This is a genomic window from Marinobacter flavimaris, assembly GCF_045057155.1.
Taxonomy (GTDB): Bacteria; Pseudomonadota; Gammaproteobacteria; order Pseudomonadales; family Oleiphilaceae; genus Marinobacter; species Marinobacter manganoxydans.
The window spans coordinates 3,621,861-3,641,253 of the sequence record NZ_CP171359.1; the positions used below are offsets into that span (position 1 = coordinate 3,621,861).

Below are 19,393 nucleotides of genomic sequence, written 5' to 3' on the forward strand. Positions count from 1 at the left end.
AGAATGCAAAGAATCAAGGCACGCGATCAAGGACTTACACAATGAGGAAACTGCTGTACGCTCTGGCAGCAACTACGCTGCTTATAACCTCCTGGGCTCATGCTGCACCGGAGCTGCGGTCCGATCATCCCGAGCGTTACACCGTAGTTAAGGGTGACACCCTCTGGGACATTTCGGCCCGTTTTCTGAACAACCCCTGGTACTGGCCGGAAATATGGCATGTAAACCCGCAGGTCGCCAACCCTCACCTGATTTATCCCGGTGATCGCCTTGCCCTGGTTTATATTGATGGCAAGCCCCGTATTACGAAGGTTGCCAGCAACGATGTCGTAAAGCTGTCGCCCAAGGTACGTTCCGAGCCCATCGATACGCCCATCCCGGCGATCCCGCTTGATGCCATTGGCAGTTTCCTGACGGACACCCGTATTGTCAGCCCGGAAGAGATCAACGGTGCTCCGTATGTTCTCGAAGGTGAAGACGGCCGGATTATCACCGGTGCCGGCGACAAGCTCTATGCTCGCGGAGAAAAGCCTGCAGACAAGGTGGGTGTATTCCGTCGCAGCAAGGAATTCCGGGATCCGGATACTGGCGAGTTCCTCGGTCTTGAGGCGCGCAGTATTGCCCGTGGTGATGTCGCCCGGGAAAACGGCGATGTGTTGACCGTAAACCTGACCAGCTCCAGCGAAGAAGTTCGCATTGGTGACCGACTGATGGTGAGTGAAGACCGCCGTCTGACCACCAGCTTTGTGCCCAGTGCTCCCGACCAGGATATTGAAGGGCAGATGATCTCGGTTGATGGCGGTGTAAGCCAGATCGGTCAGTTTGATGTGGTTGCCATAAACCGCGGCACTCGGGAAGGTCTGGAAGCTGGCAACGTGATGGCCGTGCTGAAAAGCGGCAACCTGGTTCGCGATCCGGTGACCGGAGAAACCATCGAGCTGCCCTCCGAGCGTGCCGGGTTGCTGATGGTGTTCCAGGCTTATGAAAAAATGAGCTACGGTCTGGTGCTGCAGGCCAACCGCGTGTTGACGGTGGGCGACAAGGTGACCAACCCCTGATTGACTGACTACCGATAGACGCAACGGCCGGACCAGGAAGGTCCGGCCTCGCTGTTTTCAAGGATGATGCCGTGTTTTCCTCTGCCACAGCCCAATGGCTGTTCCTGACTTGCCTGCCCGGCCTCGGCCGTACCCGTCGGCGTGAACTGCTGACTGAATTTCCTGATTTGCCCCAAATGCTTTCCATGAATGCTGCAACCCTGCGGGCCGTGGGCATGACTGCAGACGCCATGGCCGCAATCCAGGCCTGGCAAAAGCAGGATGATGCGCATCCGGCGGTTCGTGAGGTGCGGACCATAATGCACGATTGCCAGAAGCATGCCGTCGGTATTCTGACCTGGGGAGATACCCACTACCCCGAGCAGCTCCGGCACATTCACGACGCGCCCCTGGTGCTCTTCACCCGAGGTGATACGGAGCTCCTGGCACGGGACCAGATCGGTATCATCGGTAGTCGCAAGGCTACGCCCGCCGGCCTGGATCATGCCCGGCGTTTTGCCGCCGAACTGAGCGCCCGCGATCTGATGGTGACCAGCGGTCTGGCGCTCGGGGTCGATGGCGCTGCCCATGCGGGGGCACTGGATGCGGGGTATCCCACCGTCGCGGTGATTGGCTGTGGCCTCGACCGCGTCTACCCTCACCAGCATCGCCGCCTGGGTGAGCGAGTCGTTGCCGACGGACTGATGATTTCCGAGTATCCTCCTGGCACGCCGGCAAGAGCCGCGCACTTTCCCCAACGTAACCGGATTATCAGTGGCCTGAGCCGTGGGGTGCTGGTGGTCGAGGCGGGACTGCGCAGCGGCTCCCTGATTACCGCGAGGATGGCGCTGGAGCAGGGGCGGGAAGTATTCGCCATTCCCGGCTCGGTGCACAGCCCTGTTGCCCGGGGGTGTCATCACCTGATCAAACAGGGGGCCCGCCTGGTGGAAACGGTGGAGGATATCCTGGAGGAGCTTGGTGCCTGGTGGTCCCCGCCGCTGGTAACCGAGGCGGCTGGCACCCCGGAACCGAAGCCCGGAGGCAAGGGCCCCCTGGCTGGCCTCGACGGCCGTGAAATCGCGGTGTTTGAGGCTTTAGGGTATGATCCACAGTCAACCGACGCACTGAGTTCAGCAACCGGCCTTCCTGCCGATCAGCTTATGCAGTCCCTGTTGCTTCTGGAGTTGCAGGGGCTTGTCAGCTCGGCACCGGGAGGCTTTCAGAAAATCGCCTGAACCCCGTGTGATCATCTAACCGGATCAACGTCTGACACAAGCAGTATGGCCCATTCCCACCCTCTATCTGACTGGCAATTGCACTGCGCTCGCCGCATGGTTCTCGGAGGCGGCGTTATTGCCTATCCCACCGAGGCTGTCTGGGGGCTGGGTTGTGATCCCTGGGACCAGGAAGCGGTGGAGAAGGTTCTGGAGCTGAAGCGGCGCCCGGTCGAGAAAGGCGTGATTCTGGTGGCTTCTTCCCTTGACCAGGTCCGCTTCCTGCTGGATCCCCTTCCCCCTCTGCTCCGGGCCGAGGCCGAGCGGCACTGGCCCGGCCCCGTGACCTGTCTGCTGCCAGACCCGGAGCGACAGGTGCCGGAATGGGTGCGCGGAAAGCACAGTTCCATCGCGGTTCGGGTCAGCGAGCACCCGGTGGTGCGGGCGCTCTGTGAAGCGACGGGCATGCCCCTGGTCTCCACGTCCTGTAATCCGGCCGGGCGACCGCCTGCCCGCCATATCTGGCAGGTGCGCGGGTATTTTGGCGATCAGTTGGACTGGATCGTTCCGGGAGCACTGGGCGGTAATCGCAAACCCAGCCGTATTATTGATATTGTCAGCGGTCAGCAACTTCGTTAGGAGCGTTTATGGCACAGCAACCCGATAGCCAGGCGGTCAAGCAGTATCTGCTGGGCCTGCAGGAGTCCATCTGCAACCGTCTGGAGGCCCTCGATGATGGCGCATCGTTCATCAAGGATGCCTGGGACCGGCCCGAAGGTGGTGGTGGCGTCAGCCGGGTGATCACCGAAGGCCGGGTGTTCGAGAAAGGTGGTGTTAATTTCTCTCACGTTATGGGCGATACCATGCCAGCTTCGGCCACCGCCCATCGTCCCCATCTGGCTGGTGCACCCTGGCAGGCCATGGGTGTGTCCCTGGTGATCCATCCCAACAACCCCTATGTGCCGACCTCCCACGCCAACGTGCGGTTTTTTATTGCCACGCCGAAGAACAGCGAGCCGGTTTACTGGTTTGGCGGCGGCTACGATCTGACGCCTTACTACGGTTTTGAGGAAGACTGTGTGCACTGGCACCGGACAGCCCGCGACGCCTGTGAGCCATTTGGAGAGGGCACCTACAAGCGCTTCAAGGACTGGTGCGATGATTACTTTTATCTGAAACACCGGGATGAACCCCGGGGTGTTGGTGGTCTGTTTTTTGATGACCACAACACCGGCGACTTCGAGCAGGATTTCGGCCTGATGAAAGCGGTGGGCGATAGCTACATAGACGCCTACGAGCCGATCGTCCGGCGCCGAATGGATCATCCGTTTGGTGACCGTGAGCGGGATTTCCAGCTCTACCGCCGGGGGCGCTACGTGGAATTCAACCTGGTCTATGACCGCGGCACCCTGTTTGGCCTGCAATCCGGCGGTCGCACCGAATCCATACTGATGTCGCTGCCGCCGCTGGTGCGCTGGGACTACAACCGGACCGCGGAGCCCGATTCGGAAGAAGCCCGGCTGACAGACTATTTCCTGACCGGGCGGAACTGGCTGGAGACCCAACATGACTAACGATCTCTACGCGGTAGTTGGCAACCCCATCAGCCACAGCAAATCGCCGAGGATCCACAGCCTGTTTGCCAGCGAGACCGGTGAGCCGGTTGAGTACACGGCCATCCAGGCGCCACTGGATGATTTTGCCGGCACGGTGAGGCAATTCTTTGAACGGGGTGGCAAGGGCCTGAACGTAACCGTGCCCTTCAAGGAGGACGCCTGGAAGCTGGCGGACCGTCGTACCGAGCGGGCCGAGAATGCCGGGGCCGCCAATACCCTGTATCTCGATGACGAGGGCCGGCTCACCGCTGACAACACTGACGGGTGCGGTATTGTGCGAGACCTGGTTGTGAACCACGGTGTTGTCCTTGGGCAGGCACGCATCCTGGTGCTGGGGGCCGGTGGCGCGGTTCGTGGTGTTCTGGGGCCGATCCTGGCGGAGCATCCTGCCGCCATTACCATTGCCAACCGGACGGTTGCCAAGGCTGACGCGCTGGTTAACCTGTTTAAACCCGTGGCGGGCGAGACCGCGCTTTCTGCCTGCGGATTCGAACAGCCCCGGGAGCCTTTTGACGTGATCATCAACGGTACCAGTGCCAGCCTCCAGGGCGATCTGCCACCGCTGTCACCGGAGGTACTCGGAGAGCAAACGGTGGTCTACGACATGATGTATTCTCTGCAGACCACCACCTTCAATCAGTGGGCACTTGAACAGGGCGCACAGATCGTCCATGACGGGCTTGGTATGCTGGTGGAGCAGGCGGCTGAATCGTTCCGGATCTGGCGCGGCATCAGCCCCGCCACACGTCCTGTCATTGAGGAATTGCGTAACGACTGAGTCGCGGCCCCCGGATTGGGCTATGCTCAGGGTCAACATTCCGTAGGGATTTTCGATGGATATTCTTACCCTTGTGGGGCTTGTGGCTGGTGTCCTGATCGTCTTGCTGGCGATGCTGGCCAACGCCTCCTTCCTGACGTTCCTGAACCTTCCGGGCCTCGCCATTGTGCTGGGCGGAACCTTTGGTGTAACCCTGATCAAATTCCGCATGGCGTCGGTGATGAGCGCGTTCCGCCTGGCCATGTCTGCCGCGTTTACCGACCGTATGGCGCGGCCGGCGGAGCTGATCCGGGAAGTGGGCGCGCTGGCCATGGTGGTGCGCAAAGAGGGCATTCTCGGCCTGGAAAACCACCAGACGGATAATGAGTTCCTGCAGAAGGCGATCAATCTGTGTGTCGACGGCCACCCGCCGGAACTGGTGGAAGAGGCGCTGGCCCAGGAAACCCAGCAGACCGCCGAGCGATACGAAGTGGCCGAGCGGGTGTTCCGGGGTATTGGCGAATCGGCCCCGGCCATTGGCATGCTGGGCACCCTGGTGGGTCTGGTACAGATGCTCAATACCCTGGATGACCCGTCCTCCATTGGCCCGGCCATGGCGATCGCCCTGCTCACCACCTTGTACGGTGCGTTTATTGCCCAGCTGATTGCCCTGCCCCTGGCCGACAAGCTGCAGCTGAAAGCCGAGGACGAGGCCCGGAACCAGATGCTGATCATCACGTCCATCAAGAACATCATGCGCGGCGAGAATCCCCGCGTAATGACGGAACTGCTGTCCTCCTTTGTTACCCCTGAGCAGCGCACCGGCCTGGCGCCGGAGCGGGAGGCCTGAGGGTTTGGAACTGGTCCAGAAGAAAAACAGGAAGCGTCTGCAGAACCAGACGCCGGCCTGGATCGTCACTTTTGCCGATCTGGCCACCCTGCTGCTGACCTTTTTCATACTGCTGCTGTCGTTTGCCGAAATGGACGTTGAGAAGTACCGGGCCATGGCCAACTCCATGGCCGTGGCCTTTGGCTCCAGCAACGTCCTGGCGGAGGATATTGGTGGCTCCCCGTTGACCATGATTGAATCGGACACGGTCTCCCTTCCCGAGCCCACAGAATCCCAGGCACGGGAGCCCGAGTTCATTGATGAGCGCGCGGAGGGTGCCGCGCCCACCCAGATTCCGGGTGGTGTGATCGATCTGGCCAGCCGGATGATCCGGGAACTGGAATCGGAGGTGGCTTCGGAAGCCCTGAGTGTCAATTACGACCAGAACCAGGTGGTGATCCGCTTCTCCGAGGAGGCTACCTTTCGATCCGGCGAGGCCGCCATCAAGCCCGAGATGATCCCGATTATCGAACGGGTGGTGAACGTGCTGTCGGCGTGTACCGGTGATGTGTTGGTGTCCGGCTACACCGATAACCGGCCCATTTCCAGTGACCGCTACCGCTCTAACTGGGATCTTTCCGCGGCCCGTGCCGTGTCCGTGGTGCACGAGTTGGTGATGAATCGGCAGGTGCCGGCCGAACGGGTGGTGGCGGCCGGGCGTGCCGAGACCAACCCGCTTGCGCCGAACGACACACCGGAGAACCGGGCCCTGAATCGCCGGGTGGAAATCGCCATTCGCAATCCCGAATGCAACGACGAGGTGCCCACCGGCGATCTGCCCGTCGAAATCAGGCCCTGAGCCTTATATCTGAGGCGTAGCTTCTCATTCGCAATCCATATAACTGTCCAGCTTTCAGGGCTTTATACTGTGCGCCCGATAATTCACTGGCACAGCGAAGCGAGAGAGCAACCATGAGTGGACCGGATAAGCCGAAAGTGATTGGCGAGGAATGGAGCGATGAGCGGGTCAGGAGTTTTCTGGATATCCGCCCCTGGGATGCTGCGGAGAATGCCGACTATAACGCTCTGTTGAAAGCCTACCAGGCCATGCGAGCGGAAGATTTCGAACGCTTTATCGGATTTCTCGTTGCCGAAGGACGGGATCTGAATGCCACCGGCCCGGACGGGGAAACCATTCTGGACCTGATTTCCCGGCATCGCCGCAGTGTGGATTATGCCCGCGCGCTGGAAAAGGCCGGTGCCAAAAAAACGGCCGCAGCCGGGAACTGATCCCGCTGCGGCCGTGCGTTATTGCCTGAGGTTGTCGGCGTTTACTGCACGTCGACTTCAATGGCCTTGGGCTCCTTCGGCTCGGCTTTCTGGAGCGTCAGGGTCAGCATGCCGTCCTTGAAGTTGGCCTTCACGCTGTTCTCATCGACATTGTCCGGCAGCGTGAAGCGGCGCAGGAAGCTGCCATAAAAACGCTCTATCCGGTGGTGCTTCTTGTCGTCGGTCTCGTTTTCACTCTTGCGTTCACCCTGAATACTCAGAACGCCCTCGTGTACCGTTACCTTTACATCTTCCTTGGACATACCCGGCAACTCTGCCTCGATGGTGAAGGCCTCAGGAGTTTCTTTGATGTCTACGGCCGGCGCCCAGTCGCTGCGGCTGAATACGTCTTTACCTTCGCGCTCGCCGCCTGAGCGGGCCAGGCCAAACATGCGGTTGTAGCGGTTCATCAGGTCTTCGAACTCATTGACCGGATTCCAGCGGGTAAGATTGCTCATAAAGCATCCCTCCTTTTCAAACGAAACGAATCTGAATAGTTGAGCATCAGCTTCGATCGCGGAACTGCTCCATGCCGGTAGCGCCTGCCGGATGGCTATCCGTGAACCTCTGCTAATTCCGAATGTAGGTGCAGCAAAAATGTTTTCAAGGGTGGGGTTGGTCGAATTTAGATCAGGGTCAAATTGGCTTCAGAGTTCCCCGAAATGCCGGTGTAAAAACGGACGGAATCGGCTCATGGTGGCGCCTGCCGTCTCCGGATCGGGCCGGATACCGGGTTGGAATCCCGGGAGCTCGCCGGACAGCAAAGGTTCCACCAGCGATGGGTTGGCACTGATGACATGAACGAGAACATCCCGGCTGGCATCCTCGCCGGTGATCAATGGCGCCGGCTGATGGTCACCCAGAATGATCATCAGGGCGTCCTGGCGCAGGTAGTGGGCGGCGAAGCCTCCGGCAACTTCCAGAGCATAGGCAATCGCCTGACCGTAATGTTCCCGGACCCGGTCCGGATCGCGCCACAGCGAAACCGGCGCCTCGCCAGCACCCTCCCAGCGCCGGAACACTTCACCGTTGCCGATGCTTTGCCAGTCATCGAGCACCGGCAGGATCGGCACCCAGGGGGCGTGGCTGCTGATCAGCGCCAGCTCGGCAAAGAGCGGCCCCTCATTCGCATCGCGAATGTCCTGAAACCGGTGCCAGGTGTACTGGTCGGGCATGGTGACCCAGTTGAATGGCGGCCCCTGGTAACCCAGATCATCGTGATCGTAAATCCGGTCGTAGCGGAACAGCCGGCCCTCGGGCCAAGCCTGGGTGATTGCCGGCATCACGGCGACAGTGCTGTGCCCTGTACTGCGGAAGTCATCGATTAGAGTGGCGTAGCCGGAGCTGAGGAGGGTTTCGTAGGCAAGCTGGTTGTGGATCCACTGGCCACTCAACACGGATAGATGACCAAGCCAGGACTGGCCACCCTGGATGGGTGATTGCAGCCGGCCAGTCACCACCGACAGCCCGGCCGCATCAAGGGACCGGCCCAGCGCCTCAAGGCCCGAATTGACGAGTGACCGGTAGCGCTCGTCCGTGACCGTCGACACCCCGTAGGATTCGATAAAACCCAGAATGACATCGGTATGTGCCAGCCTTGGCAGGGGCGTTGCCCGGCCTTCCCGCCCTGGCAGCGCACTCAATTCGTTGGCAAAGTTGCGGGTTGTCTGGTGAGTGTGGGTGATCAGGGAGGCCTGATTGGCAACGAAGGCCAGCGCCGGGCTGCCAATCCAGGGCGTGATGGCCCCGGCCAGAAACAGGCCGGCCACAAACCAGAGCGGTTTGCCCAAGTGTGCCGGCGAGTGGTGCGCCAGCCGTTCCAGGCCATGGCGAAACAGCCAGCCCACGCCTGCGAGCAAACCCAGCAGAGCGGTGAGGGCTGCAATCGCCAGAGCCGCCCCCAGGTTTGTGTTGAGCAGATTCCAGGCCGCATCCAACAGGCCAACTTCAAGATACAGGTTCAGGCCGCGGCCGAGACTCTCCCGAACCAGGGCATCTGCCAGAACAAGCAGGAACAGAAACGCGTAGGCGACGGCCAGCGAACGAGCGACGCGGTATCTCCGCTCGGGATCCCTGAGCCCGCAAATGATGGCCCATAGGATCAGGGCCTCCAGAGAAAGCCAGGGGGTGTTACCCGGCAATGCCAGAGATGGAAACAGGAACAGCCCGTTCAGCAGAAAAAGCCAGACCAGTATCACGAAGCGACCTCAACCCAGGCGATCTGTTCCTGCCGACGGGGCAGGGGCACCGGTATCGGCGAGTCTCCCTCAACCGATTGTGCCATACGAGTCAGTGTTTCCCGCCAGGGTGATTCATGGGAGGCATGCCAGACGCGCCAATGCAGGGCGGCTAACGCCTCTGGGTGGTTGCAGATCAGGCTGAGCTCCCGGTGAGTCAGGCCCTGCTTTCCTTCCGTGGCGCAGCGATCCACCAGAGACGCCAGGGCCCGCGCTTTCTTGCCCCTTAATGGCGAGGCACTTCGCCTGTGGTCCCGGGCGGAAACGGGAGACAGAACCATCTGTTCGAACCAGTCCAGGCCGCCCGGTGTCCGATGACCCATAGGTGCGGGACCGGCAAGATCAATCACCCTCGTTGTCCGGTAATCTTCGGGCACCGCCAACCATTGCCCTTCGCCCGGTTTTCGGCTCAGCCACCAGGCCAGAGCCGGTGAAAACAATACCGGTGCCAATACGGGCAGGGCCCAGGGTGTCAGCGACGGCGCGTGCCATTGGATCAGGCTGAGCGCCGCAACGGCGGAAGCCAGCAGGAGGGCAAAGTGCCGAAGGCTGAGCCCCGGCTTGGCAGCGCCGGACCGGTTCTGTCCCTGCCAGCCAACTCTGAGATTCGACAGCGCGCCCCCAACATGGAAGGTGTGAATCAACATCCGGATGGGGGCCAGCGCCAGTGCTGCGAGCGTCTCCATCAGCGTATTCCCCGAGAGCCTGAGCAGCCCGCCAAACCGGGTAGTGCGCTTTGCCAACGAGTGGTCCGCTATTGCAAGCAGCCGGGGGCCGAACAGCAGCACCGAAGTCACCAGGACCAGCAGAAAGCCCGGACCAGAGCCTGTGTCCGTGGTAGCCATCACGCCCGGCAAAGCCGGCGTCGAATCGGCCAGCGCCACATAGCCTGACAAGCCCAGGAAAACCAGCCAGAGCGGAGAGGCCAGGTACGAGAAAATTCCGGTTACCAGGGCCATCCGATGGGCGAGCCGGATCTTCCCCAGGGTTGCCAGTAACCAAAGATGCTGGAGGTTGCCACGGCACCAGCGCCGGTCCCGGATCAGGTCATCCTCGAGGGTCGGCGGTGATTCCTCAAAACTGCCGGCGATGGCAGGTTCCAGCCAGACCTCGTAGCCGGCCCGTCCCATCAGTGCCGCTTCGATAAAATCATGGCTGAGTACCGGCCCCCGGAATAGACCGGGTCCCCGAAGCTTGCGCAGACCACAGTGGGCCATGAACGGCGCCACCCGGATAATCGCGTTGTGGCCCCAGTAGGTGGCCTCACCCAGCTGGATGGCCGCCAGTCCGGCACTGTAGAGCCTGCCATAACAGCGGTTGGCGAACTGCTGCAGCCGGCCAAAGCGGGTTTCTGCCCGGGCCAGGCGGGGTGTGGTCTGGATAATCCCCGCCTCGGGCCGGGCTTCCATGAGCTGTATCAGCCGGGTAATGCAGTTGGCACTGAGCAGGCTGTCGGCATCCAGAACCACCATATAGCGGTAGCGGCGACCCCATCGACGCAGGAAATCCGCGATATTGCCGCTCTTGTAGTTCAGGTTGATGTTGCGCCGCCGGTAGAACAATTGCTGGCCAGGGCCGAGCTCCCGGCGTATTTGTTCGCAGGTCGCCTGTTCCTCGAGCCAGATTTCCGGGTCCCGGCTGTCCGAGAGCACATAGAAATCAACGGATTCCTGCTGTCCCGTTCGTTCGAGATCGCGGATGATTGCTTTCAGACCGCCGAGGGTGCGCTGCACCGGTTCATTGCAAACGGGCATCACGACGGCGGTAGGTGCGACCGTTGCGTCTTCGGGGTTAGGCCGCCCAACGCGCCTGGACAGGCTCCAGGGGTCGCCGCCAAAGCGGAGCGCAACAAAGCCAAAAATGGCGGTCCAGAAGCCCACGCCGATCCAGGCAAATAGGAGCCCGAAGACGGCCAGCAACGTGGCAGTCGTTCCTCCATTCGCCTGCTCCGGCACTGTCTGGGCAAACAAATAGACGCCGACCAGGGTTTGAGCGGCCACCAGGAAAACAAGCAGAAGGCGTCGCCGGAACGCGACCGGGCGCCAGCACGCGGCGCTATTCACGAGGGTAACCGATACTGGCCCGCGTAATGGGTGGCAGAGGGCGCCCCTGGCATGGCCCGGGCAGGGTAAACCACTCAGGCATCCGCGCCAGCAACTGCCCGTTGCTCAAGGCCGGGTTTTCAGCGGCGTGTACCTGCAGCAGGCTGTGCAACCGCGCCCGGGTTTCGGGACCGGTATCGTGGCCTGCCGCGCGCAGGTAGAGCAGTGCTCGATCAAACGGTTGGTCTGGTGTGTCCACAGTGGTCTCCGGGATCAAAGGTTACCCCGACAGATACGGCCACGGCGGTGACTTCAGACCACTGGCTTACTGATCGTTAAGATACTCATCCTTCAGGCGGACATAGTTGGCGGCGGTGTATGTGAAAAAACCGCGCTCCTTCTCCGTCAGCGCCCGGGCTTTCTTGCAGGGCGACCCCACGTAGAGATGCCCGGATTCGAGCGTCTTGCCGGGCGGAACCAGGCAGCCCGCGGCAACAATCACCTCGTCCTCCACCACGGCGCCATCCATGATGATGCAGCCCATGCCCACCAGAACGCGGCTGCCAATGGTGCAGCCGTGCAGCAGCGCCTTGTGACCCACAGTCACGTCGTCCCCCAGTGTGAGCGGATAACCACCGGGGTTATAGTCACTGGCGTGAGTGATATGCAGAACCGACCCATCCTGGATGCTGCACCGATGCCCGATACGGATTTTGTGCATATCACCACGCACGACGGTCATCGGCCAGATGGAAACGTCATCGCCGGTTTCAACATCGCCAATCACCACTGCACTTGGATCTACCCACGCCCGTTCCCCAAAATCTGGCGTGATACCCTTGTGTGAACGTATATTCGTCATTACATAGTACTCATTGATGAATTACCCGAAGGCCCGGGGTGCCTGTGGGAGAGGCCCTTCCAAAACTGTCTGTCGCCATGGATGGCGACAGTCAAGCGTCACATGGGTGAGGCTGAGCGTTTATGAAGCAAAGCTTCATGCTTCAGCCGAACGACTGCAATCTATGATTGCAGGCCGGACCCCGGAGGGGTGCCGCAAGGAGCGTGTTTTGGAAGGGCCTCTCCCACAGGTGCCAGCCTCATAACTTGAAGAAACCAAACTACCCAAGATTCGACTAGCTGAGAAGGGGACCTATGAATAACCCGTTACTGACTGACGACCTGTTGCCGAAGTTTGACCATGTTCGCACCGAGCACATGGAAACGGCAATTGACCAGATTCTCAGTGAAAACCGGATGAAGATCAGCCAGCTCGCGGAGCAGGAGGATCCCACCTGGGAGACCCTGGCGCAGCCGATGCAGGCGCTGGACGACAAGCTGAGCAATGCCTGGTCGGTGATTTCGCACCTGAACGGCGTGATGAACAACGACGAGCTGCGCAAGGTTTACAAGAACTGCCTGGAGAAGCTCACCGAGTACAGCACCGAAGTGAGCCAGAACGCGGCCCTCTGCGACGCCTACAAGAAGCTGGCCGAGCGAGACGATTTCAAGAACCTGAGCGAAGCCCAGCGCAAGTCTGTGGAAAACACCCTCCGGGATTTTCATCTGGGTGGTGTCGACCTGCCGGAAGACAAGAAAAAGCAGTATGCCGAGTTGTCCCGGGAGCTGTCCGAGCTGTCCAACAAGTTCAGCGATAACGTGCTGGACGCAACCCAGCATTGGTTCAAGCACATCACAGACGTGGATGAGCTCGCCGGCGTCCCGGAGACGGCTATTGAGAGCGCCAAGCAGGCCGCCCGCCAGAAAGAGCTGGAAGGCTATGTGATCACCCTGGATTTCCCCAGCTTCTTCCCGGTTATGACCTACTGCGACAACCGGGATCTGCGCCGGGAAGTCTATGAAGCCTTTGTGACCCGCGCCTCCGACCAGGGCCCGGATGCCGGCCAGTGGGACAACACCCCGGTGATGGCGGAGATCCTCAAGCGCCGCCACGCCCAGGCCAAGCTGCTGGGCTTTGACAATTACGCCGAGCGCTCTCTGGCCACCAAGATGGCCCGCAGCAGCGACGAAGTGCTGGACTTCCTGAACCAGCTGGCGGCCAAGTCCAAGCCCCAGGCCGAAAAAGAATTTGCCGAACTCAGGGCGTTCGCGAAAGACGAGTACGGCGCCGAGGAACTGCAGGCCTGGGATATCGGCTATTACAGCGAAAAGCTTCGCCAGAAGCGCTACGACATCTCTCCGGAAACCCTGCGTCCCTGGTTCCCGGTGAACAAGGTGGTGCCCGGACTGTTCCGTGTCGCTGAAAAGCTGTTCGATGTCCAGATTGAAGCGAAGCCGGAAGTGGAAACCTGGCACGAGGATGCGACTGCCTACTGTATCAGTCGCAACGGTGAGCCCCTGGCCTGGTTCTATCTCGACCTCTATGCCCGCCAAGGCAAACGTGGCGGTGCCTGGATGGCCGATTGCCGGGTGCGCTGGCGCAACCTGCGTGGCCAGCTCCAGTTGCCGGTAGCCTTCCTGACCTGCAACTTCACACCGCCGGTCAGCGGCAAGCCGTCACTGCTGACCCACGATGAGGTCACCACCCTGTTCCACGAATTCGGCCACGGCCTGCATCACATGCTGACCCAGGTGGACGTGCTGGATGTGTCCGGCATCAACGGTGTCGCCTGGGACGCCGTCGAGCTGCCCAGCCAGTTCCTGGAAAACTGGTGCTGGAATCCGGAATCCCTGGGCCTGATCGCCTCGCACCACGAAACCGGTGAGCCGCTGCCGGAAGATCTGCTGCAGAAACTGCTGGCGGCCAAGAACTTCCAGTCCGGCATGGGCATGGTGCGCCAGCTCGAATTTTCACTGTTCGACTTCCGCCTGCACGCGGAATTCACCGACGAAGCGCCCACCAACCCGCTGGATATGCATCGCAAGGTGCGAAGCGAGATTGCCGTGGTGGAAGCCCCGGAATTCAACCGCTTCCCCAACTCCTTCTCGCACATCTTTGCCGGTGGCTATGCGGCTGGCTACTACAGCTACAAGTGGGCGGAAGTGCTGGCGGCCGATGCCTTCTCCCTGTTCGAGGAAAAAGGTATCTTCGACCCGGAAACCGGCAAGGCCTTCCTCCATAATATTCTGGAGAAAGGCGGCTCACAGGAGCCGATGGAATTGTTCAAGGCCTTCCGGGGTCGCGAACCGCAGGTGGATGCGCTACTGAAACAAACCGGCATCACGGACGAAGCGGCCTGACCCAATTTGAGCCGGCAGTCGTAAAGGCTGCCGGTTGTTCCAAACGGGAGTATTTATATGGCGAGTCCAAAACGTTTTATCGCCGGCGCCGTCTGTCCTCGCTGCGCGGAGATGGACAAGATCATGATGTTCACCACCGACGACGATGACCAGGTTCGCGAGTGCGTGGCCTGTGGCTTCACCGATGCAGTGTCTGACGCCGAACAGCCGTCCAACCCCGAGCTTGAGACGCGGGTGAACAAGCGCAAGAACGAGGACGATCACACGGTCAAGCAGGTCGTGTTCTTCAAGTCTTCTGCCGACGACGAGTAAGCTGTTCTTCCTAGCCTGCAGGTTTGCGGGCGGAGAGGCCATGGGAATGCTTTTCTTCTGGGGAAAAGCAACTCGCTTCGCTCAGACATCTTTTCCCCGCCAGAAAAGCACACCCACACCCTCTCTACCTGACTCAAAAGATATTTCTTCAGAACAAGATCTTTTTAGCGATATCCGTGAGTTCTTATGTGAGGGGGCCGTACTACTTTTCCCGCCGGAAATTGATGTCTGAGCGCAGCGAGTTGCCATTTCCAAGGGAAAAGTAGTACGGCCCCCTCGCAATTCCCCTCAACACGAAGGCTACAAGGGACGGCAAACTCCAAGCTCAGAGAACCATAGCCGCCAACCACCCAAAGCCAAGCAGCGGCAAATTGTAGTGCAGGAACGTCGGCACCACGGTATCCCAGATGTGGTTGTGCTGGCCGTCGGCGTTCAGGCCGGCGGTGGGGCCGAGGGTGGAGTCGGAGGCCGGGGAACCGGCATCCCCCAGGGCGCCGGCGGTGCCGACCAGGGCCACGATGGCCAGGGGGCTGAAACCCAACTGCAGGGCCAGGGGCACGTACAGGGCCGCGATAATGGGGATGGTCGAGAAGGACGAACCGATACCCATGGTGATCAGCAGACCCACCACCAGCATCAGCAGCGCCGCCATGGCCTTGTTCTCGCCGATGGTCGCCACGGAGCTGTCCACCAGGGCGGCAATTTCACCGGTTTCCCGCATCACTTCGGCAAAACCAGACGCGGCGATCATGATGAAACCGATCATCGCCAGCATCTTCATGCCCTCGGTGAACAGGTCGTCGGCCTCCTTCCAGCGCACCACACCAGACAGGTTGAAGAGCACGAACCCGGCCAGGGCGCCCAGGATCATCGAGCCAAGCCAGAGCTGCACTACAAAGGCGGTGACGATGGCCAACAGAGCCATAACCAGGGTGCGGGGGCTATAGCTGGTGTCTACCCGTTCGGCTTTGGTGATGGTTTCCAGGTTGTAGGTGCGGCCACTGCGGTAGCTGAAAAAGACCGCGATCAGCAAGCCGCACAGCATGCCCAGTGCCGGCAGGGCCATGGCTTTCATGACGCTCAGGCCGGAGGCATCGACGCCGTTGGCGTTGATCTTGGCGATCAGGATCTCGTTCAGGTAAATGCCGCCAAAGCCGACGGGCAAAAACATGTAGGGTGTAATCAGGCCGAAGGTCAGCACACAGGCAACCAGGCGCCGGTCCATGTTCAGTTTTGCCATTACGTACAGCAGCGGCGGTACTACCAAAGGTATGAAGGCAATGTGGATCGGCAGGATGTTCTGGGATGAGATGGCAATGGCCAGCAGCAGGCCGATGATCAGGAAGCGGATGCCGTTGACGGCGGCGCCTTCCTCCTGGCGACCGACCAGGGCCAGGGCCTTGTCGGCCAGTGCGTGGGCCAGGCCGGATTTGCCGATGGCAACGGCGAACGCACCGAGGGTGGCATAGGACAGTGCCACGGTGGCACCGCCGCCCAGGCCGTTATTGAAGGCTTCGATGGTGGCTTCCAGGGACATTCCTGCAATCAGGCCGCCGGATACGGCACCGATAATCAGGGCAACAACAACGTGGATGCGGCACAAACTCAGCACGAGCATAATCGCGACCGCGGCAACGACGGCATTCATGGCAAAACTCCGGGTAGGAATTAATAGTTGTTCCGGCCCCTTTTGGGGGCCGGCATCATGAAAAGCGCGGTAATGTGCAGGAAATGATCGCGGTAGTCAAAGCGGTTGTGTAACGGTCAGACTTCGTCAAGGCGGGCAAAGCGGGGGACCTGTTCGCCGGCCATTTCCACGGTTTCCCGGAACATGGTCAGCGGGCGTACCCAGAGGCTGTAATCACCGTACAGGCAGCGATAAACCACCATCTGTTCTTCAGTTTCACTGTGCCGGGCGATCCCGAGTACTTCGTAATCCTTGCCCTTATAGTGCCGGTAACGGCCAGGGCGTATGTCGTTCTTGCGTTCGGTCATTCTCGGCCTCGATGGTTTCAGGCTATGCTGGCCTTGCAGTTATAGAGGACGCAGCACGCGCAACCGTCTAAAATGGAAGCAACTGCAAGGATGCAAAAAGACTCAGTCAGGGCCTGAAAGTGTAGAACACCAGGAAGGGCCCGGAAACCGGAAACCGCTATGATGCGGCAGTTATCCTGCATCCTTCTGATTTTTCTGTCGCTGGCATGCCTGGCCAGCGCGCCTGTTCAGGCCGCTCCCGTCGCCTTTGACTGGCTGGAAGCGCCCGCCGATGAGCTGGCACTCGAAGACGTTCGCGCCCTGCCCCCGGGCGCCTGGCAGAGGTTTGGCTCAAATGAGGTTTTTAATCGCGGGTTCAGCGATGGCAGTTTCTGGCTGAGAGTCGAGATTCCGCCAGAGCCGGTGAACCGGGTTCTGGAAATCGGCTATCCGTTGCTGGACGAGGTGTCCGTGCACTGGGTGGTTGATGGCGAGCTGATCCAGACCCACCATACGGGCGATACCCTCCCGTTCAGCAGTCGCCCGATTTATCACCGCAATTTCGTCTTCCTGGTACCGTCGAATACCGATACGGCGACCGCCTTTGTGCGCGTGCAAACGCTCGGGTCGGTACAGATTCCCGTGGCAGTCACGCCTTCGGCCGAATTCCTGGCCAATGAGCAGCTGTCTTACGGCTGGCAGACGATGTTTCTGGGTATCATCGCTGCGATGGCGCTCTACAATCTGTTTCTGTTTGTCATCGTGCGCCATTCCACCTACTTCTGGTACGTGCTGACTGTTGTGTTTACCGGGCTGGTTCAGCTCAACTTCAATGGTGTGCTCTTCCAGTGGCTGTGGCCGAATGCCCCGGGTATCAACCGGTATTTCACCATTCCGGTTATCTGTTTCGCTCTGTTCTCCGCCATTATCTTCGCCATCCGTTTTCTCAATATCCGGTCCTACAGCCTCAGAAGTTACCGCTTCCTGCAGTGGATTCTGGCCGCCATTTCTGCCAGCTTCGTCTTTACTCTTTTTGGCAGTTACCAGACGGGGATTGTCCTGGTCAGCGCGATTGCGGCAGTGGTCACTCCCGCGGTCTGGTTCATCGGTTTCCTGGTCTGGCGGAAAGGTCAGGTATTGGGCGGTTTCTACGTTCTGGCCTGGACGCCATTGCTGATCGGCCATCTGATTCTCGCGGTCAGCAAGCTTGGCATCATGCCCCGCAGTTTCCTGACCGAGTTCATGCCTCAGATCGGCGTGGCCCTGGAGGTGGTTCTGCTTTCCTTTGCGCTTGCCTACCGGATCAACCTGGAACGTCGCAAGCGCCATGAGGCCCAGGAGCAGGCGCTGGCGATCCAGCAGCAGGCCAACCTGACCCTGGAGATGCGGGTTCAGGCGCGCACCGACGAACTGGAACGGGCCAATGAGCAGCTCAAGGCGATCAGCCTCACCGACGGTCTGACCCATGTGGCCAACCGGCGTCGGTTCGATGAAAAACTCAACGATGAGTGGCGACGGGCCCAGAGACACGGTCACCCGTTGAGCCTGTTGATGCTGGATATTGATCACTTCAAGCGGGTAAACGACGAGCTGGGACACCTGGTTGGCGACGATTGCCTGACCGCGGTGGCCGCCTTGTGCGTCGCAGAAGTGCAGCGTTCCGGGGATCTGTTGGCCCGCTATGGCGGCGAGGAATTCAGCATCCTGCTACCAGCCACGCCTGAGGAGGGAGCGGTTCGGGTGGCCGAGCGAGTGCGTCAGGCGGTGGCCCGTTCCCCGGTGCATTCCGGGGAACGGGTGGCTCCGGTCAGTCTTACCATCAGTGTGGGCGTGGCGTGCCTGGTGCCAGGGCCAGATATGGAGCCCCAGGAGCTCATCCGTCAGGCCGATGAGGCGCTATACGCGGCCAAGGAGTCTGGCCGTAACCGGGTTATGGTGGCGCGGGATTTCAGGGCGGCGAGCGCACCTGGTGCCTGAGGTCTCCCGGATCTTCAGTTCTTCAGTTTGTACCGCCCTGGTCCGAGGAATATCACTGCAACTGCTGTAAAGAGGAAGAAGCCCTGCAGCTCCAGCGCCCAGCCGCCGCTGCGCCCAAGGCTCAGGAGTTCGTTGCCGTGAACCAGGATGATGGCAAACAGCATGTTGAAAATAATCAGCAGCGCACCGATCCGGGTCTGATACCCAAGGATGACCATCAGCGGCGCGATGATCTCACCCACGTACACCCCGTAGGCGAGGAAGGTTGGCAGGCCGTGGCTGGCCAGCTCCCCTTCAATGAAGCCGATGCCGTTGAGCAGCTTGGCAATGCCATGGAACAGCATCAGGCCGCCCAGGGTCAGGCGGATAATCAGTTTTCCCAGATCAGCGTTTTCGAGCAAGGTACAGGTCTCCGTTCTACAGATTGCGAATGTCAGGGTAAAGCGGCAGCAGTTGTTTGATCAGTCGGTTCTGGGCGCCGGTTGGGATATCGTTCTGTTCCATGGCCAGAATCAGGTTCTCGGCCAGGGCATTGAACTGGGTGTCCGTGATGTCCATGTCAGAGTGCAGTTCACGCATCTCTCGCCCGGTATAGCTGCAGGGCCCACCGCTGAGCTCGCACAACTGATCCGTGAGGTTCTGGTGAAACCGGGCGACATCCATGCCTTTGAACTGTTGGTTGATGCGTTCGTCCTCGACGATCAGGTAGAGCAGGTCCTCCACCACGTTTTCAATGCCTTCACGTTCACCGAGCTGTTGATATAGGGAATCATCGGGTTTGTTGTTCAGACTCTGGCAGCCACCTAGAACCAGTGCGATCGCTGACAACAGGGCGACGAACAGGGGTTTCAGGTTCAGGTTGGTCATG

21 protein-coding genes are annotated in these 19,393 nt (G+C 60.2%); 12 read left to right on the forward strand and 9 right to left on the reverse strand.

The window, feature by feature from the left end; translation table 11 throughout:
- The first annotated feature begins 41 nt into the window (after positions 1 to 41).
- The 8 genes from ACGK9W_RS16905 to ACGK9W_RS16940 all read left to right on the forward strand — a co-directional run bounded on the left by ACGK9W_RS16905 (position 42) and on the right by ACGK9W_RS16940 (position 6,743).
- Positions 42 to 1,058 (forward strand): LysM peptidoglycan-binding domain-containing protein, encoded by a 1,017-nt coding sequence (locus ACGK9W_RS16905; protein WP_008176670.1) that lies wholly within the window; start codon positions 42 to 44, stop codon positions 1,056 to 1,058.
- Positions 1,059 to 1,129: 71 nt separating this feature from the next.
- Positions 1,130 to 2,272 (forward strand): DNA-processing protein DprA, encoded by a 1,143-nt coding sequence (gene dprA, locus ACGK9W_RS16910; protein WP_273155871.1) that lies wholly within the window; start codon positions 1,130 to 1,132, stop codon positions 2,270 to 2,272.
- 45 nt (positions 2,273 to 2,317) lie between these two features.
- Entirely contained in the window at positions 2,318 to 2,890 is a 573-nt protein-coding gene (locus ACGK9W_RS16915; RefSeq protein WP_273155869.1) for an L-threonylcarbamoyladenylate synthase, read from the forward strand.
- An 8-nt stretch (positions 2,891 to 2,898) separates the two neighbouring features.
- Positions 2,899 to 3,825: an oxygen-dependent coproporphyrinogen oxidase gene (hemF, locus tag ACGK9W_RS16920; protein WP_273155867.1), complete on the forward strand. Its 927-nt coding sequence runs from the start codon at positions 2,899 to 2,901 to the stop codon at positions 3,823 to 3,825.
- Positions 3,818 to 4,645, forward strand: coding sequence for a shikimate dehydrogenase (gene aroE, locus ACGK9W_RS16925; protein WP_405417766.1), 828 nt, complete (start codon positions 3,818 to 3,820; stop codon positions 4,643 to 4,645). The genes hemF and aroE overlap by 8 nt, the downstream gene beginning before the upstream one ends.
- A 55-nt stretch (positions 4,646 to 4,700) precedes the next feature.
- Positions 4,701 to 5,474 (forward strand): motility protein A, encoded by a 774-nt coding sequence (locus ACGK9W_RS16930; protein WP_008176680.1) that lies wholly within the window; start codon positions 4,701 to 4,703, stop codon positions 5,472 to 5,474.
- 4 nt (positions 5,475 to 5,478) lie between these two features.
- Positions 5,479 to 6,312, forward strand: a complete 834-nt coding sequence (locus tag ACGK9W_RS16935; RefSeq protein WP_008176682.1) for a flagellar motor protein MotB — start codon at positions 5,479 to 5,481, stop codon at positions 6,310 to 6,312.
- Positions 6,313 to 6,425: 113 nt separating this feature from the next.
- A complete protein-coding gene (locus tag ACGK9W_RS16940) occupies positions 6,426 to 6,743 on the forward strand; it encodes a PA4642 family protein (protein ID WP_008176684.1) in 318 nt (105 codons plus the stop codon).
- A gap of 41 nt (positions 6,744 to 6,784) precedes the next feature.
- Here ACGK9W_RS16940 and ACGK9W_RS16945 read toward each other — a convergent pair whose 3' ends face one another.
- The 5 genes from ACGK9W_RS16945 to ACGK9W_RS16965 all read right to left on the reverse strand — a co-directional run bounded on the left by ACGK9W_RS16945 (position 6,785) and on the right by ACGK9W_RS16965 (position 11,923).
- Positions 6,785 to 7,240 (reverse strand): Hsp20/alpha crystallin family protein, encoded by a 456-nt coding sequence (locus ACGK9W_RS16945; protein ID WP_273084050.1) that lies wholly within the window; start codon positions 7,238 to 7,240, stop codon positions 6,785 to 6,787.
- A gap of 189 nt (positions 7,241 to 7,429) precedes the next feature.
- Positions 7,430 to 8,980: a sulfatase gene (locus tag ACGK9W_RS16950; protein WP_405417772.1), complete on the reverse strand. Its 1,551-nt coding sequence runs from the start codon at positions 8,978 to 8,980 to the stop codon at positions 7,430 to 7,432.
- Positions 8,977 to 11,082, reverse strand: a complete 2,106-nt coding sequence (mdoH, locus tag ACGK9W_RS16955; protein ID WP_405417775.1) for a glucans biosynthesis glucosyltransferase MdoH — start codon at positions 11,080 to 11,082, stop codon at positions 8,977 to 8,979. The genes ACGK9W_RS16950 and mdoH overlap by 4 nt, the downstream gene beginning before the upstream one ends.
- Positions 11,075 to 11,320: a hypothetical protein gene (locus ACGK9W_RS16960; RefSeq protein ID WP_062783603.1), complete on the reverse strand. Its 246-nt coding sequence runs from the start codon at positions 11,318 to 11,320 to the stop codon at positions 11,075 to 11,077. The genes mdoH and ACGK9W_RS16960 overlap by 8 nt, the downstream gene beginning before the upstream one ends.
- Positions 11,321 to 11,386: 66 nt before the next feature.
- Complete coding sequence (locus ACGK9W_RS16965) at positions 11,387 to 11,923, reverse strand: gamma carbonic anhydrase family protein (RefSeq protein WP_405417779.1); 537 nt, start codon at positions 11,921 to 11,923, stop codon at positions 11,387 to 11,389.
- A gap of 293 nt (positions 11,924 to 12,216) precedes the next feature.
- Between ACGK9W_RS16965 and prlC the strand changes: the two genes are divergently transcribed.
- Genes prlC through ACGK9W_RS16980 form a run of 3 tightly spaced genes read left to right on the forward strand, consistent with a single transcriptional unit; the run spans position 12,217 to position 14,806 of the window.
- Complete coding sequence (gene prlC / locus ACGK9W_RS16970) at positions 12,217 to 14,262, forward strand: oligopeptidase A (RefSeq protein ID WP_008176698.1); 2,046 nt, start codon at positions 12,217 to 12,219, stop codon at positions 14,260 to 14,262.
- Positions 14,263 to 14,319: 57 nt separating this feature from the next.
- Positions 14,320 to 14,574, forward strand: a complete 255-nt coding sequence (locus ACGK9W_RS16975; RefSeq protein ID WP_041645867.1) for a YheV family putative zinc ribbon protein — start codon at positions 14,320 to 14,322, stop codon at positions 14,572 to 14,574.
- 40 nt (positions 14,575 to 14,614) lie between these two features.
- On the forward strand, positions 14,615 to 14,806 hold the full coding sequence (locus tag ACGK9W_RS16980) for a hypothetical protein (RefSeq protein WP_139216041.1): 192 nt from the start codon (positions 14,615 to 14,617) through the stop codon (positions 14,804 to 14,806).
- Positions 14,807 to 14,899: 93 nt separating this feature from the next.
- Here the strand turns inward: ACGK9W_RS16980 and ACGK9W_RS16985 are convergent, their stop codons facing one another.
- The gene (locus tag ACGK9W_RS16985) at positions 14,900 to 16,222 is read right to left on the reverse strand and encodes a Na+/H+ antiporter family protein (protein WP_405417783.1); all 1,323 of its coding nucleotides are present in this window, start codon (positions 16,220 to 16,222) and stop codon (positions 14,900 to 14,902) included.
- A gap of 116 nt (positions 16,223 to 16,338) precedes the next feature.
- Complete coding sequence (locus tag ACGK9W_RS16990) at positions 16,339 to 16,569, reverse strand: DUF1653 domain-containing protein (protein WP_008176702.1); 231 nt, start codon at positions 16,567 to 16,569, stop codon at positions 16,339 to 16,341.
- A 159-nt stretch (positions 16,570 to 16,728) separates the two neighbouring features.
- Between ACGK9W_RS16990 and ACGK9W_RS16995 the strand changes: the two genes are divergently transcribed.
- Complete coding sequence (locus ACGK9W_RS16995) at positions 16,729 to 18,525, forward strand: diguanylate cyclase (RefSeq protein WP_199185491.1); 1,797 nt, start codon at positions 16,729 to 16,731, stop codon at positions 18,523 to 18,525.
- 14 nt (positions 18,526 to 18,539) lie between these two features.
- Here ACGK9W_RS16995 and ACGK9W_RS17000 read toward each other — a convergent pair whose 3' ends face one another.
- Positions 18,540 to 18,926 (reverse strand): DoxX family protein, encoded by a 387-nt coding sequence (locus ACGK9W_RS17000; RefSeq protein WP_008176705.1) that lies wholly within the window; start codon positions 18,924 to 18,926, stop codon positions 18,540 to 18,542.
- A gap of 16 nt (positions 18,927 to 18,942) precedes the next feature.
- The gene (locus ACGK9W_RS17005; protein WP_405417787.1) at positions 18,943 to 19,392 is read right to left on the reverse strand and encodes a group 1 truncated hemoglobin; all 450 of its coding nucleotides are present in this window, start codon (positions 19,390 to 19,392) and stop codon (positions 18,943 to 18,945) included.
- Position 19,393 lies beyond the last annotated feature (1 nt).

Bases quoted from the DNA above. Each gene is read 5' to 3' on its own strand.
- ACGK9W_RS16905 (WP_008176670.1), top strand. From the start codon at position 42: ATGAGGAAACTGCTGTACGCTCTGGCAGCAACTACGCTGCTTATAACC.
- ACGK9W_RS16915 (WP_273155869.1), top strand. From the start codon at position 2,318: ATGGCCCATTCCCACCCTCTATCTGACTGGCAATTGCACTGCGCTCGC.
- hemF (WP_273155867.1), top strand. From the start codon at position 2,899: ATGGCACAGCAACCCGATAGCCAGGCGGTCAAGCAGTATCTGCTGGGC.
- aroE (WP_405417766.1), top strand. From the start codon at position 3,818: ATGACTAACGATCTCTACGCGGTAGTTGGCAACCCCATCAGCCACAGC.
- ACGK9W_RS16930 (WP_008176680.1), top strand. From the start codon at position 4,701: ATGGATATTCTTACCCTTGTGGGGCTTGTGGCTGGTGTCCTGATCGTC.
- ACGK9W_RS16940 (WP_008176684.1), top strand. From the start codon at position 6,426: ATGAGTGGACCGGATAAGCCGAAAGTGATTGGCGAGGAATGGAGCGAT.
- ACGK9W_RS16945 (WP_273084050.1), bottom strand. From the start codon at position 7,240: ATGAGCAATCTTACCCGCTGGAATCCGGTCAATGAGTTCGAAGACCTG.
- ACGK9W_RS16965 (WP_405417779.1), bottom strand. From the start codon at position 11,923: ATGACGAATATACGTTCACACAAGGGTATCACGCCAGATTTTGGGGAA.
- prlC (WP_008176698.1), top strand. From the start codon at position 12,217: ATGAATAACCCGTTACTGACTGACGACCTGTTGCCGAAGTTTGACCAT.
- ACGK9W_RS16975 (WP_041645867.1), top strand. From the start codon at position 14,320: ATGGCGAGTCCAAAACGTTTTATCGCCGGCGCCGTCTGTCCTCGCTGC.
- ACGK9W_RS16980 (WP_139216041.1), top strand. From the start codon at position 14,615: ATGGGAATGCTTTTCTTCTGGGGAAAAGCAACTCGCTTCGCTCAGACA.
- ACGK9W_RS16985 (WP_405417783.1), bottom strand. From the start codon at position 16,222: ATGAATGCCGTCGTTGCCGCGGTCGCGATTATGCTCGTGCTGAGTTTG.
- ACGK9W_RS16990 (WP_008176702.1), bottom strand. From the start codon at position 16,569: ATGACCGAACGCAAGAACGACATACGCCCTGGCCGTTACCGGCACTAT.
- ACGK9W_RS16995 (WP_199185491.1), top strand. From the start codon at position 16,729: ATGATGCGGCAGTTATCCTGCATCCTTCTGATTTTTCTGTCGCTGGCA.
- ACGK9W_RS17005 (WP_405417787.1), bottom strand. From the start codon at position 19,392: ATGACCAACCTGAACCTGAAACCCCTGTTCGTCGCCCTGTTGTCAGCG.